Consider the following 12,007-nt stretch of genomic DNA (forward strand, 5'->3'; position numbering starts at 1 on the left):
AGATGCCGTGCATGAAAAAAGACCGCAAACCTTCCGCCGGCCCGTCCCAGCGCATGCTGCGCGTGGGCGAACTCGTGCGGCACGCCCTGTCGGCGCTCTTCACCCGCGGCGACATCGAGGACGAGGCGCTCGGCAGTGCCGTCATCACCGTGCCCGAAGTGCGCATGACCCCCGACCTCAAGCTCGCCAGCGCCTATGTCATGCCGCTGGGCGGCGAGCGCGCCGAGGAGATCGTCGCGGCGCTCAACCGGCACCGCAAGTTCATCCGCGGCCGCATCGCGCCCGAACTCGACCTGAAATTCGCGCCCGACGTGCGCTTTTTCGTCGACGAGACGTTCGAGGAATATGGCCGCATCGATGCGCTCCTGCGCTCGGACCGCGTCCAGCAGGATCTCGCCGAGGACGATGACGACGCAGCAGAGGACGGCCCCAAGGCGTGAGTGCCCCCAAGCGCAACAAGCGCCCCATCTCGGGCTGGATCGTCCTCGACAAGCCCTACGACATGACTTCGACCCAGGCCGTCGGCAAGTGCCGCTGGCTCTATGGCGCAGCCAAGGCCGGCCATGCCGGCACGCTCGATCCGCTGGCGACGGGCATACTGCCCATTGCGCTGGGGGAAGCGACCAAGACCGTCCCCGCCATCCAGGATGGCGAGAAGACCTATCGCTTCGCCATCGCCTGGGGCGCGCAGACCGCGACCGACGACGCCGAGGGCGAGGTGGTCGCGACGTCCGACCATCGCCCGACCGAAGCCGAGCTCCTCGCCGCCCTCCCCCGGTTCACCGGCGCGATCACCCAGGTGCCGCCGGCGTTTTCGGCCATAAGGATCGATGGCGAGCGCGCCTATGATCTGGCGCGTGCCGGGGAGGCCGTCGAGATGGCGCCCCGCCAGGTGGTGATTTCTGCCCTGCGGCTCATCGGGCACGGGCAGGTGAAATCCGAACTCGAGATGGTCTGCGAAAAGGGCACCTATGTGCGTGCGCTCGCCCGCGATCTCGCCGAGCATCTGGGCACGCGCGGCCATGTCGCGGCGCTGCGGCGCACCGCAGTCGGCCCGTTCTCCGAAGTCGATGCGATCACCATCGATGCGCTCGAGGCGATGGCGCTCGAGGCGCGCGACGCTGCGCTCCTGCCGGTCTCGGCGGGGCTTGCCGACCTCCCTGAAATCCGCCTGTCACCAGATCAGGCGACGGCCGTCCGGCACGGCAATCCGGTGCTGCTCGTCGGCGCTGGCGCACCCGTGGCGCTCGATGACGCTTGGGCGAGCCTGCGTGGCGAGGCGATCGCCATCGGCCATGTCGAGCGCGGCCAGTTCAAGCCGCGCCGCGTGCTCAACTAGAGAGCGCGACCGACCAACCCCTATTCGGCCGGCTCCACCACCGAGACGTCGCCCGGCGTCGGCCGGGTCGAGGGATTGTTGGGGTGCATGGTCCAGTTAGCGTAGCGATCCTCGACGATCCGCCCCGTCCGCTCGTCCAGCATGCCCGGTTCGAGCGGCACCATGGTGATGCAGTCCTCGACAGGGCAGACATTGACGCAGAGATTGCACCCCACGCACTCGTCGTCCATCACCTCGAAATGGCGCTTGCCGTCCTTCTCCTTCATGATCGCCTGATGCGAAGTGTCCTCGCAGGCGATATGGCAGCGCCCGCACGAGATGCAGAGGTCCTGATCGATCCGCGCCTTGGCGATGTAGTTGAGATCGAGATACTGCCAGTCGGTCACGTTGCGGACCGCCCGCCCGGCAAAGGCGTCGAGATCGGCGTGCCCCTTTTCGTCCATCCAGTTCGAGAGCCCCGAGATCATCTCCTCGACGATCTTGAACCCATAGGTCATCGCCGCCGTGCAGACCTGAACATTGCCCGCCCCCAGCGCCATGAACTCGGCTGCGTCCCGCCAGGTGGTGATCCCGCCGATCCCAGAAATCGGCAGTCCCGCCGTTTCGGGGTCGCGCGCGATCTCGGCCACCATGTTGAGCGCGATCGGTTTCACCGCCGGGCCGCAATAACCGCCATGGCTGCCCTTGCCGTTGATCGAAGGCTCGGGCGAGAAGCTGTCGAGATCGACCGAGACGATCGAGGAGATGGTGTTGATCAGGCTCACCGCATCCGCCCCGCCCCGGTGGGCGGCCCGCGCGGGATAGCGGATATCGGTGATGTTGGGCGTCAGCTTCACGATCACCGGCATGCGGGTGTATTGCTTGCACCAGCGGGTGACCATCTCGATGTATTCGGGCACCTGCCCCACGGCCGAGCCCATGCCGCGCTCGCTCATGCCGTGCGGGCAGCCGAAATTGAGCTCGATCCCGTCGGCGCCGGTTTCCTCGACCACGGGCAGGATCGCCTTCCAGCTCTCCTCCTCGCAGGGCACCATGATGGAAACGACAAGCGCCCGGTCGGGCCAGGCCAACTTGACCTGCTTGATCTCCTGGAGGTTGATCTGCAGCGCCCGGTCGGTGATCAGTTCGATGTTGTTGAGCCCGAGGAGCCGCCGGTCCGCGCCCCAGATCGCGCCATAGCGCGGACCGTTGACGTTGACGATCGGCGGGCCCTCTTCGCCCAGCGTCTTCCACACCACGCCGCCCCAGCCCGCCTTGAAGGCGCGCTCGACATTGTAGGCCTTGTCGGTCGGGGGCGCGGAGGCGAGCCAGAACGGGTTAGGCGATTTGATCCCGACGAAATTGCTTCTGATGTCAGCCATGGATCCGTTCTCCCGCTTGCGCCCGTGCCGGTGCCGAACGCGCGGCGAGGGCGAGATGGATGGATTGGGCCGCATCGCGTCCCTGCGCCACCGCGGTCACGGTGAGGTCGTCGCCCGTGGCAACGCAGTCCCCGCCCGCCCATATGCCGGGGCGCGATGTGCGGCCCTCCGCATCGATCTCGATCCGCCCGCCGATCAGGGTCAGCCCTTCGGCATGGCGCGGTTCGAGGGTCTGCCCGATGGCCTTGAAGATCTGGTCCGCCGGGATGCTCGTCGTGTGGCCCATGCCCTGCAGCCTGCCATCCACCAGCTGGGTATATTCGAGCTCGATGCCCGACACCCGCCCATCCTCGGTAAGGACCCGAAGCGGCGCCAGCCAGTGCCGGATCACCACCCCGCGGGAGGTGGCGAGGTCCTGTTCCCAGTCCGAGGCGTTCATTTCCCCTTTGCCGCGGCGGTAGCAGATGGTCACCTCCTCGGCGCCGAGGAGCTTGGCCTGTATTGCCGCATCGATCGCGGTCATGCCGCCGCCGATCACGACGACACGCTGCCCGATGGGCAGAAGCGAGAGATCGTTCGCCTGGCGGAGTTCGGCGATGAAATCGACCGCGTCCTCGACCCCTGACGCCTCTTCGCCTTCGGCGCGCAGCGCGTTGACGCCGGAAAGCCCGATGCCGAGGAACACCGCGTCGAACCGGGCCTCGAGGTCGGACAGGGTAAAATCCCGCCCCAGCATTTGTCCGAGCTCGATCGCAATGCCCCCAATCGCGGTCACGTAGTCGATCTCGGCCTGGGCAAAGCCGTCCGGGCTTTTGTAGCTGGCAATGCCATATTCGTTGAGCCCGCCGGCTTTCGGGCGGCCATCGAAGATCGTCACGTCATGGCCGTGCACCGCGAGCCCGTGCGCGCAGGCCAGTCCCGCCGGCCCCGCCCCGACCACTGCGATCCGGCGGCCCGTCCGGGGCGCACGCGTGAAGAACTGCGCGTTCGCGTCCATGGCCGCGTCGGTCGCATAGCGCTGCAGGAGCCCGATCCGCACGGGCTTGCCCTCGGCCGCCTCGCGCACGCAGGCCTCCTCGCAAAGCTCCTCGGTCGGGCACACCCGGGCGCACATGCCACCCAGAATGTTCTGCTCGAATATGGTCTCGGCTGCCCCCAGCGGATTGCCCGTCGAAATCTCCCGGATGAAGAGCGGGATGTCGATCTCGGTGGGGCACGCATTCATGCACGGCGCATCGAAGCAGAAATAGCACCGATCGGCCTCGACCAGCGCCTCGTGCCTGTCGAGCGGGGCGTGCAGGTCCGAGAAATTCTCCCGGTACCGGTCCGGAGCAAGCCGCCCCGCGGCAATCCCGGGTTTGACGACTGGCTGGCTCATTGCACTCCCCCTTGCTGAAGGCGTCCAGAACCGAACGCTAGCGCAGGGGGATTTTTTTATCAATTGGTCAAATCTCGCGACGAAAACCCTCCACTGCGACATCGTGCAGGCTGGCGTGCCACGATTTCGCCGCACTTCTTCCAGTCCTCGCACAGATGTTCTGGTGCACAAATGCAACAGTTCCCATGCGGATTCGCAACGTCGCAGTTGCCTCACATTGTGGCCACTTCCGCCCAATAGCTCGGCCCGGTCAGTAAACTAGTGTGAGACAGTAGCTTGATTAAACGTATCGTTGTTGCCGCCACCTTCGTAACGGGCCTAGCGTTCGCCGTTACTGGACCGACATTAGCGAACGGGGGTCACTGCGGGGGCGCCTCCTGGTATGGCCCCGGCTTCCACGGAAAGACAGCCGCCTCGGGCGAGCGGTTCGATCAGAATGCGATGACCGCCGCCCACAAGACCCTCCCCTTCGGCACGCGCGTCCGGGTCACCGACCAGCGCACGGGCCGGTCCATCAATGTCACGATCAACGATCGCGGGCCCTTCATTCGTGGCCGCATCATCGATCTCTCCCGGGCAGCCGCGACGGAACTCGGTTTCCGCAATGCCGGCCACACCCAGGTGTGCATCACCCAGCTCTGAGCCCGTCGCGGCGGCCCGAGGGGTCCCGCGTCAGGCTTCGGCTCTGATCTGGCCGCCGTCCCCCCGGGTCGGCGGCCTTTTCGCATCGGCGCCCGCTTGTGCGCCTCCCGCGCATTCAGTATTTTGCATCCCGTTCACGGCGTCCCCGCCAGACCGGGCCTCATCGTCTTTGAGCGGCCCTGCCCGGGGCCCTCCCGGTCGCCGCCTCAATGGAGTCCCACATCATGGCCCTGCGGCCGCATCAGCGCATCTATGCGTGCTTTTTCCTTTTCGCCTTCGCGCTGGGCGGGATGCTTTCGCGCATGCCGGACCTGCAGACCAAGTTCGGCGCTACCGAATCCCAGCTCGGGCTGATGCTGATCGGCATGTCGGTGGGGTCGCTGATCTCGCTGACGCTCTCGAGCCCGCTGATCGCACGGCTGGGCGCGCGCACCACGGCTCTGATCACCATCCTGGGCACCGCACTCGTCTACGCCACGGTGCCCTGGATGCCCAACATGGTCTGGGGGTTCGGTGCGCTCTTCATCGCCGGGCTCCTGATGGGCGCGCTCGAGATCAATCTCAACATCGAAACCGACCGGCGCGAGGCGCTGCTCGGCTATCGCATCATGAACCGTTCGCACGGGTTCTGGAGCCTCGGCTTCTTCGTCACGGCGCTATTGGGGGCGAGCGTGCGCCAGGCGGGCATCTCGATGGAGGTCCATCTCGCCGTCACCTTTGCCATCGTCCTCGTCGTCGGCTTCTGGGCGATGTCGGGCATCGCCAATGCGCCCGCCCGCCCCGCGCTCAATACCGACAAGGCGCCCCTCATCGCCCTCCCCACCCTTGCCATCCTGCCCTTCTGCGTCATCGGCATGGCGGCCTTCCTCGTCGAGGGCGCGGGCATCGACTGGTCGGCGATCTACATGCGTGACGTGTTCGCTGTCGAACCCTTCATCGGCGGGCTCGGGCTCACCCTCTTTGCCTTCTTCATGGCCATGGTGCGGCTCTTCATCGATCCGGTGGTCGACCGTTTCGGCCCGCGCGATGTCGCGACGGCCCTCCTCGTGCTCAGCGGCATCGGGGTCAGCGTCGTGGGCTTTGCGCCCCACCCCTATCTCGCAATCCTCGGGTTCGTCCTGATGGGCGCCGGCTGCAGCGCGGTCTATCCGCTGGCGGTTTCCGCCGCCGCGCAACGCACCGATCGTCCCGCTTCGGTCAATGTCGCTGCGCTCGGGCAGGTGACCTTCGTGGTCTTCTTCCTTGCCCCGCCGCTGCTCGGCTTCGTCGCCGAATATTTCGGCATCCGCAATTCCTACCTCGTGTGCCTGCCGGTGATCGTCGCCGGTCTCTGGGGCGCGCGGGCGCTGAGCCGTCGGCAGGAGCCCGAATACGTTCCCGCCGAGGCCCCCGTCACGCCCCATGGCTGAACCGGGGCCAATCGTCGATCTGCGCCAGTCGCCCACGGCGCTCCGCATCCAGCGGGGCGTCATGCGCCATCTGCGCGAAGCGCTCGACGTCTGTGCCTATGCCGAAGTGCCGCTCTCGAACGGCCGTCGCGCCGACATATTGGGGCTCGGGCCCAAGGGCGAGATCACGATCATCGAGATCAAGTCGAGCCTCGCCGATTTCCGCGTCGACGCCAAATGGCACCACTACAAGGACTTCTGCGACCGCTTCTACTTCGCCAAGCCCCCGGAGCTCGAGGCCGAGATCTTCCCCGAGACCGAAGGGCTGATGGTTGCGGACAATCACGGCGCGCTGGTCCTGCGCGAGGCGCGGCACGAGCCTCTCGCCAGCGCGCGGCGCAAGGCGATGCTTCTCAAGCTCGCGCGGCTGGGGGCGGCGCGCATCCACCTTCTGATGGATCCGGGCGAAAGGCTGCCCCGGCTCTGAGCCGTCAGCGCGGGGCGCGCTTGGCGAGGATCCGCTGCAGGGTGCGCCTGTGCATGTTGAGGCGGCGCGCCGTTTCCGACACGTTGCGCTCACAAAGCTCATAGACGCGCTGGATGTGCTCCCACCGCACCCGATCGGCCGACATCGGGTTCTCGGGCGGCTCGGGCTTGGTCTCGCCACTCGCCAGAAGTGCGTTGATCACGTCGTCCGCATCGGCGGGCTTTGCGAGGTAATCGACGGCGCCGAGCTTCACCGCCGTTACGGCGGTCGCGATGTTGCCATAGCCGGTCAGCACCACGACGCGGGCATCGGGACGCTTTTCATGCAGCGCCGAAACCACTTCGAGCCCGTTGCCATCCTCGAGTCTCAGGTCGACGACGGCAAAACTCGGCGGGTTCTCGGCGACGGCAGCGAGGCCCTGGGCGACGGTATCGGCGCTGCGTACCGCAAAGCCGCGACGTTCCATGGCGCGCTCGAGGCGCGAGAGGAACGCCTTGTCGTCGTCCACCAGCAGCAGGCTGCGCTCGTTCTCGGGTAGATTTTCCAGTGTGCTCATGATGCCCCTCACATAGGGTCTTGGCGCGGAAAAAGCAAAGCCGCACCCGGTTAAAGCTCTATACGCGGCCCGGTGGCGCCGGTTCACCCGTTCCGCGTGCCGCGATGCGCTCCCGCGCCCAGACGATCCGCACCCGCGCGTGGCCCGCATCGGTCTCGTTGCCGAAGGCGATGCGCGCGCCCGTGCGCTCGAGCAGCGTCTTGGAAATGAACACGCCGAGCCCGAGCCCTCCCGGCCGCGTCGGGTCTGCATTGGGTCCGGTGCGCGGACGGGTGGTCAGATATGGCTCGCCGAGCCGGGCGAGCAGATCGATCGAGAAGCCCGGCCCGTCATCGGTGATCGTCACACCCACCGTCGCCTCGTCCCAGCTGAGGTCGATCCGCACCTCGGACCGGGCGAACTGCACCGCATTCTCGATGAGATTGCCGAGCCCGTAGAGCAGGCCCACATTGCGCGCCACTTCGGGTTCGGGGGCCCCTTCCTCGCCGGTCCTCACGATGCGGATGGTCCGTCCCGCCCCCTCATGGGGTTTGGCGACCTCGGCCACCACCTCGCCCAGCGCCATCACCGCGAACGGGTCGGGCGCAGCGGCGTTGCCATCGAGATTGCGCAGCTTTTGCAGGATCGCCCGGCAGCGCGCCGCCTGCGAGATGATGAGATCGACATCCTCAGCGAGCGGTCCGGGCGGGATGTCGGCCTTCATCTCCTTGGCTGCAAGCGCGATGGTCGAGAGCGGCGTGCCCAGTTCATGGGCGGCAGCCGCCGCGAGCCCGTCGAGCGCGTTGAGCCGCTCATGGCGCGACAGCGCGAGCTCGGTTGCCGCCAGCCCCTGCGCCAGCTGCCGCGCTTCATGGGCGACGCGCGTGGTGTAGGCGGCGATGAACACCACCCCGCACACGATCGAGACCCAGATGCCGATGACGTAGATCCGGTTGAACACGATCCGGCTCTGCGGATCCCAGGGCAGGGGCAGGTGCACGAGCGAGATCAGCGAGGCAATCGCGATGACGAGCGCCGAGATCGCGAAGGTCGCCCGCCGCGGCAGCGTCGTCGAGGATACCGAGACCGGCGCCAGCAGGAGAAGCGAGAAGGGGTTCTGCAATCCGCCCGTCAGCGCCAGCAGCGCGCCGAGCTGGCAGCAATCCCAGGCGAGGGTAAGGGCGATGAAGACCGGCGAGGGCCGGTGCCCGGCCCCGAACCGCACCATCAGCAGGAGGTTGAACAGTGCCGAGACGCCGATCAGTGCCATGCAGGCCAGCAGCGGGGTCGGATAGCCGAGCCCGTATTCGACGAACATCACCGCGGCGGTCTGGCCGGTCACGGCAAGCCATCTGAGGCGCACCAGCGTGTCGAGCCGCAAGGCCCGCCAGCCCGGATTGGCCCGTTCGGCGCTCTGTTCGTCCACCATCATCATCGTCCCGCCCCCCCTTGCCGCCCTGCATGGGGACCACTCCGCCCCATTTCAAGACTTATTTTTTCTGCCCCCAATTCTTGATACGGGCGCGATGCGGGCCACATCAGCAACAGTTCGTGACTGGGAGAAAACTGACGATGAGCACTGCGATTATCAAGCCGCAATGGTCGCCGCTTACCATCGCCCTGATGGTGGTTGGCTTTATCCTCTGGTGGCCCCTTGGGCTCGCCATGCTGGGCTACATCCTGTGGGGCGAGAAATTCGGCGGCTCCGCCGAGAAGGCCGATGCCTTCTTTAAGAGCCAGAAGGCCAAGTATGGCAAATACGGCAAGTCCGGCTTCGGTACGGGCTTTGCACAGACCTCGAGCGGCAATGCCGCATTCGATGACTATCGCGAGCAGCAGCTGAAGCGCCTCGAAGAGGAGCGTCGCCGCCTCGACGAGGAGATCGCCGCCTTCCATGAGCACATGGAGAACCTGCGGCGCGCCCGGGACCGCGAGGAGTTCGACCGCTTCATGCGCGAGCGCAACCATCGCCCCGGCGATACCGACGAGACCCCGCGCAGCTACTGAGCGGACCGCGACTGATCGAGGCGCCCCACGGGGCGCCTTTTGCGTTGCCGGGGACCGTTACCGCGCCCGGGGACGGCAGGGCGCGAATCGGAAATATTGGCGGGCATGAACCTCTTTTTCCCCCGCAGGCCGCCAGACGAGACGATCCTGCGCATCGATGGGCGCGAGGTTGTAGTGCGGGTGCGGGTCAGCCCCCGAGCGCGCGCCTACCGTCTTGCCATCCCCCATGCCGGTGGCCCGGTGCTCACGCTGCCCCCTCACGGGCGGTGGCGCGAGGCCGAAGCGTTCCTCCGACGCCAGACCGGATGGCTTGCCGCCCGGCTCTCCCGCGTCCCTCTTGCGATCCCCTTCGCCGCCGGCGCGCGCGTGCCCCTGCGCGGCGTGCCGCATCTGGTCGTCGGCACCGGGCTCTTGCGCGGGCGGGTCGAGATCACCGCGTCGGAGGAGGATGGTCCCATCCTCAGCGTGCCCGGCGCCCCCGAACACCTCCCCCGCCGCCTCGCCGACTGGCTCAAGGCCGAAGCCCGCTCGGATCTCGTGGCGCGCTCGGATTTCCACGCAGTCCGGCTCGGGGTCGAAATCCGCTCCGTCGCCATGCGCAGCCAGGCGACCCGCTGGGGCTCATGCTCGAGCGCGGGCCGGCTCAACTACAATTGGCGGTTGATTCTCGCCCCGGACTTCGTGCTCGACTACGTCGCCGCCCACGAGGTCGCCCATCTTCTCGAGATGAACCACTCGGCTGCCTTCTGGGCCACCGTCGAGCGCACCCTGCCCGACATGGCGCGCGGCCGCGCCTGGCTCAAGGCCCATGGCCGCGAGCTCATGGCTTATGGAGCGGACTGAGCCGGCGTGCCGGTTTCAAGAAAGGCGATCTCCTCGGGCGAGAGCGTGATCTTTAGCGCCGTCAGGCTGTCCTCGAGCTCGCCGAGCCGCCTTGGTCCGATCAGCGGGATCGAGGGGAAGGGCTGGCCGAGCACATAGGCGAGCGCGATGTGAATGGGCCTGCAGCCCTTCTCTGCCGCCAGCAGTTCGGCCCGTCCCTTGCGCGCGAAATTGGCCTCTGAATACCAGGCGTGCACCAGCTCCGCGTCTTCGAGCCGCCCCGGCGCCGCCCGTTCGGTGAAAAAGCCCCGCGCCTGGCTCGACCAGGCGAAATTCGGCATCTGCCTGTCGACGAGCCAGTCGCGGAACTGCGGCTCGGAGGCCGATACGCAGCCGGCCCAGATCGGGTTTTCCATCCGCGCGAGCGAGAAATTGTTGGACAGCGCGCCCGGCGCCGTCTTGCCGCTGCGCTCGGCATAGTCGATCGCGGCCGCCATGCGCTCCCGGCTCCAGTTGGACCCGCCGAAGAGACCCCTTATCCGCCCCGCCTTCACCTCGGCGTCCATGGCATCGACGAATTCGTCGACCGGCACGTCCGGATTGTCGCGATGCATGAAATAGAGATCGACGTGGTCGGTGCCGAGTCGCTCGAGGCTCTCGGTCAGTTGCCGCCCGATCCATTCGGGCCGGCAGAGTGGGCTGTGCGCCCCCTTGCCGATGATGAGCGCCTCATCGCGCACGTCGCGATTGGCGAGCCATTGCCCGAGCAGCGTCTCGGTCTGCCCGGCACGATAGATCCAGGCCGTGTCGAAGACGTTCCCGCCGGCCTCGAAATAGGCGTCGAGCAGGATCGCCCCGCTCGAAAACGTGCGGAAGTCCTCAAAGCCGAGCGCGAGCACGGAAGCGGGGCGCGCAAGCCCCCTGATCTCGCGCCTGGGGATCCGCGTGCCATTGCGCCCGAGCGGCCGGCCCGAAAGCGTCGTCCTGCGCCGGGCCGCCGTCTCGATCCCATATTCGAGCCCGATATCGGCCCGCCACGTGTCGAGCACCCGGAGCGTACCGAGGCTGTCGGCCCAGTCCATGCCGGGCGCCGCAAACTCCTGACGCCCTTCGGCAATGGCCCGGCCCACCGCATCGACCTCGAAGGCGTAGATCGTGCGCGCTTCGGTCACGGTCTCGATCCGGCGCGTGCCGTCGGGCGCGATGATCGCGATCTCGCCGGTGCCGCCGAACTTGCCGCTGCCGAACCAGAAATCCTGGACTTCGATCCGCCCCTCTGTCCCGAAGATGCGCAGCACATTGTCCTGTGCCACCGAGATCGAGCCCGAGACTTCCGCGATGATCCCGCCGGGAAAATGCAGCACCGCAGAGGCCCATTCATCCACCCCCGACTGCCCCAGATGCGCGACGCCCGCCACCCGATCCGGATCGAGGAACGGCCTGCCCGTTGCAGCGCCCGCGACGAGCCGCACCATCGAGACGGGGTAGCCGCACACGTCCAGAATGCCCCCGCCAGCGAGGTCGTTGGCATAGAGCCGGTGCTCGGGCATGAAGCCGGGCAGCTTGAACCCGAAGGAAGAGCGGATGAGCCGGACCTCCCCGATCGCCCCTTCGGCGATGAGATCGATGAGGCGCTGCGTCTGCGGGTGCAGCCGGTACATGAAGGCTTCCCCGAGGAAAGTCCCTGCCTTCCGGGCGGCATGGATCATCGCGTCGGCCTCGAAGGCCGTCAGCGCCATCGGCTTTTCGACCAGCACGTGCTTGCCCGCTTCGGCGGCAAGGATCGCCCATTGGGCGTGCCCGGTATGGGGCAGCGCGATATAGACCGCGTCGATTTCCGGATCGGCCAGCACCGCCTCGTAGACCGCGAAGCGGGCGCCCGGAAAATGCTCGGCGAGCCCCTCCCGGCCGGGATCGCGCGTGCCCACCGCAACGAGCCGTCCGGTGTCGGATTCGGCAATGCCGCGGGCAAAGGCCCGGGCAATGTTGCCGGTCCCCAATATCGCCCAGCCCGTCGTCCTGCCCTTGCTCATCGCGCTCTCCTCCTC

Annotated in this window: 12 protein-coding genes; 7 read left to right on the plus strand and 5 right to left on the minus strand. The window is 67.2% G+C overall.

The features are described from left to right. The first annotated feature begins 11 nt into the window (after positions 1 to 11). Positions 12 to 440 carry a 30S ribosome-binding factor RbfA gene (gene rbfA / locus EMQ25_RS12930; RefSeq protein ID WP_127188996.1) on the plus strand — a complete coding sequence of 143 codons (429 nt, stop codon included), beginning with the start codon at positions 12 to 14 and terminating at the stop codon, positions 438 to 440. Further along, positions 437 to 1,339 (plus strand): tRNA pseudouridine(55) synthase TruB, encoded by a 903-nt coding sequence (truB, locus tag EMQ25_RS12935; protein WP_127188997.1) that lies wholly within the window; start codon positions 437 to 439, stop codon positions 1,337 to 1,339. Before rbfA ends, truB begins: the two co-directional genes overlap by 4 nt. A gap of 20 nt (positions 1,340 to 1,359) precedes the next feature. Here truB and preA read toward each other — a convergent pair whose 3' ends face one another. Both preA and EMQ25_RS12945 read right to left on the minus strand, forming a co-directional pair. After that, positions 1,360 to 2,700 (minus strand): NAD-dependent dihydropyrimidine dehydrogenase subunit PreA, encoded by a 1,341-nt coding sequence (gene preA / locus EMQ25_RS12940; RefSeq protein WP_127188998.1) that lies wholly within the window; start codon positions 2,698 to 2,700, stop codon positions 1,360 to 1,362. Beyond that, positions 2,693 to 4,078, minus strand: a complete 1,386-nt coding sequence (locus EMQ25_RS12945; protein WP_127188999.1) for an NAD(P)-dependent oxidoreductase — start codon at positions 4,076 to 4,078, stop codon at positions 2,693 to 2,695. Before EMQ25_RS12945 ends, preA begins: the two co-directional genes overlap by 8 nt. Before the next feature lie 276 nt (positions 4,079 to 4,354). On the opposite strand from EMQ25_RS12945, the gene EMQ25_RS12950 reads away from it, so the two are divergent. The 3 genes from EMQ25_RS12950 (at position 4,355) to EMQ25_RS12960 (ending at position 6,595) form a co-directional block, all read left to right on the plus strand. Continuing rightward, positions 4,355 to 4,720, plus strand: coding sequence for a septal ring lytic transglycosylase RlpA family protein (locus tag EMQ25_RS12950; RefSeq protein ID WP_425290239.1), 366 nt, complete (start codon positions 4,355 to 4,357; stop codon positions 4,718 to 4,720). A gap of 224 nt (positions 4,721 to 4,944) precedes the next feature. After that, a complete protein-coding gene (locus EMQ25_RS12955; protein WP_127189000.1) occupies positions 4,945 to 6,129 on the plus strand; it encodes an MFS transporter in 1,185 nt (394 codons plus the stop codon). After that, positions 6,122 to 6,595, plus strand: coding sequence for an MmcB family DNA repair protein (locus EMQ25_RS12960; RefSeq protein WP_127189001.1), 474 nt, complete (start codon positions 6,122 to 6,124; stop codon positions 6,593 to 6,595). The genes EMQ25_RS12955 and EMQ25_RS12960 overlap by 8 nt, the downstream gene beginning before the upstream one ends. A 4-nt stretch (positions 6,596 to 6,599) precedes the next feature. Here the strand turns inward: EMQ25_RS12960 and EMQ25_RS12965 are convergent, their stop codons facing one another. Further along, positions 6,600 to 7,151 carry an ActR/PrrA/RegA family redox response regulator transcription factor gene (locus EMQ25_RS12965; protein WP_127189002.1) on the minus strand — a complete coding sequence of 184 codons (552 nt, stop codon included), beginning with the start codon at positions 7,149 to 7,151 and terminating at the stop codon, positions 6,600 to 6,602. A gap of 58 nt (positions 7,152 to 7,209) precedes the next feature. Beyond that, complete coding sequence (locus EMQ25_RS12970; protein ID WP_244606579.1) at positions 7,210 to 8,565, minus strand: ActS/PrrB/RegB family redox-sensitive histidine kinase; 1,356 nt, start codon at positions 8,563 to 8,565, stop codon at positions 7,210 to 7,212. Positions 8,566 to 8,702: 137 nt separating this feature from the next. Between EMQ25_RS12970 and EMQ25_RS12975 the strand changes: the two genes are divergently transcribed. Beyond that, on the plus strand, positions 8,703 to 9,137 hold the full coding sequence (locus tag EMQ25_RS12975; protein ID WP_127189003.1) for a DUF2852 domain-containing protein: 435 nt from the start codon (positions 8,703 to 8,705) through the stop codon (positions 9,135 to 9,137). 105 nt (positions 9,138 to 9,242) lie between these two features. After that, positions 9,243 to 9,980, plus strand: coding sequence for a M48 family metallopeptidase (locus EMQ25_RS12980; RefSeq protein WP_127189004.1), 738 nt, complete (start codon positions 9,243 to 9,245; stop codon positions 9,978 to 9,980). On the opposite strand, the gene EMQ25_RS12985 is transcribed toward EMQ25_RS12980, so the two are convergent. Next, positions 9,965 to 11,992 carry an aldo/keto reductase gene (locus tag EMQ25_RS12985; RefSeq protein WP_127189005.1) on the minus strand — a complete coding sequence of 676 codons (2,028 nt, stop codon included), beginning with the start codon at positions 11,990 to 11,992 and terminating at the stop codon, positions 9,965 to 9,967. The genes EMQ25_RS12980 and EMQ25_RS12985 overlap by 16 nt on opposite strands. Between the last annotated feature and the right edge of the window lie 15 nt (positions 11,993 to 12,007).

This window comes from Arsenicitalea aurantiaca (assembly GCF_003994485.1).
Classification (GTDB): domain Bacteria; phylum Pseudomonadota; class Alphaproteobacteria; order Rhizobiales; family Devosiaceae; genus Arsenicitalea; species Arsenicitalea aurantiaca.

Excerpts from the sequence above, each read along its gene's own strand:
- EMQ25_RS12985 (WP_127189005.1), bottom strand. The coding sequence starts at position 11,992 with ATGAGCAAGGGCAGGACGACGGGCTGGGCGATATTGGGGACCGGCAAC.
- EMQ25_RS12960 (WP_127189001.1), top strand. The coding sequence starts at position 6,122 with ATGGCTGAACCGGGGCCAATCGTCGATCTGCGCCAGTCGCCCACGGCG.
- rbfA (WP_127188996.1), top strand. The coding sequence starts at position 12 with ATGAAAAAAGACCGCAAACCTTCCGCCGGCCCGTCCCAGCGCATGCTG.
- EMQ25_RS12980 (WP_127189004.1), top strand. The coding sequence starts at position 9,243 with ATGAACCTCTTTTTCCCCCGCAGGCCGCCAGACGAGACGATCCTGCGC.
- EMQ25_RS12955 (WP_127189000.1), top strand. The coding sequence starts at position 4,945 with ATGGCCCTGCGGCCGCATCAGCGCATCTATGCGTGCTTTTTCCTTTTC.
- EMQ25_RS12970 (WP_244606579.1), bottom strand. The coding sequence starts at position 8,565 with ATGATGATGGTGGACGAACAGAGCGCCGAACGGGCCAATCCGGGCTGG.
- preA (WP_127188998.1), bottom strand. The coding sequence starts at position 2,700 with ATGGCTGACATCAGAAGCAATTTCGTCGGGATCAAATCGCCTAACCCG.
- EMQ25_RS12945 (WP_127188999.1), bottom strand. The coding sequence starts at position 4,078 with ATGAGCCAGCCAGTCGTCAAACCCGGGATTGCCGCGGGGCGGCTTGCT.
- EMQ25_RS12965 (WP_127189002.1), bottom strand. The coding sequence starts at position 7,151 with ATGAGCACACTGGAAAATCTACCCGAGAACGAGCGCAGCCTGCTGCTG.
- EMQ25_RS12975 (WP_127189003.1), top strand. The coding sequence starts at position 8,703 with ATGAGCACTGCGATTATCAAGCCGCAATGGTCGCCGCTTACCATCGCC.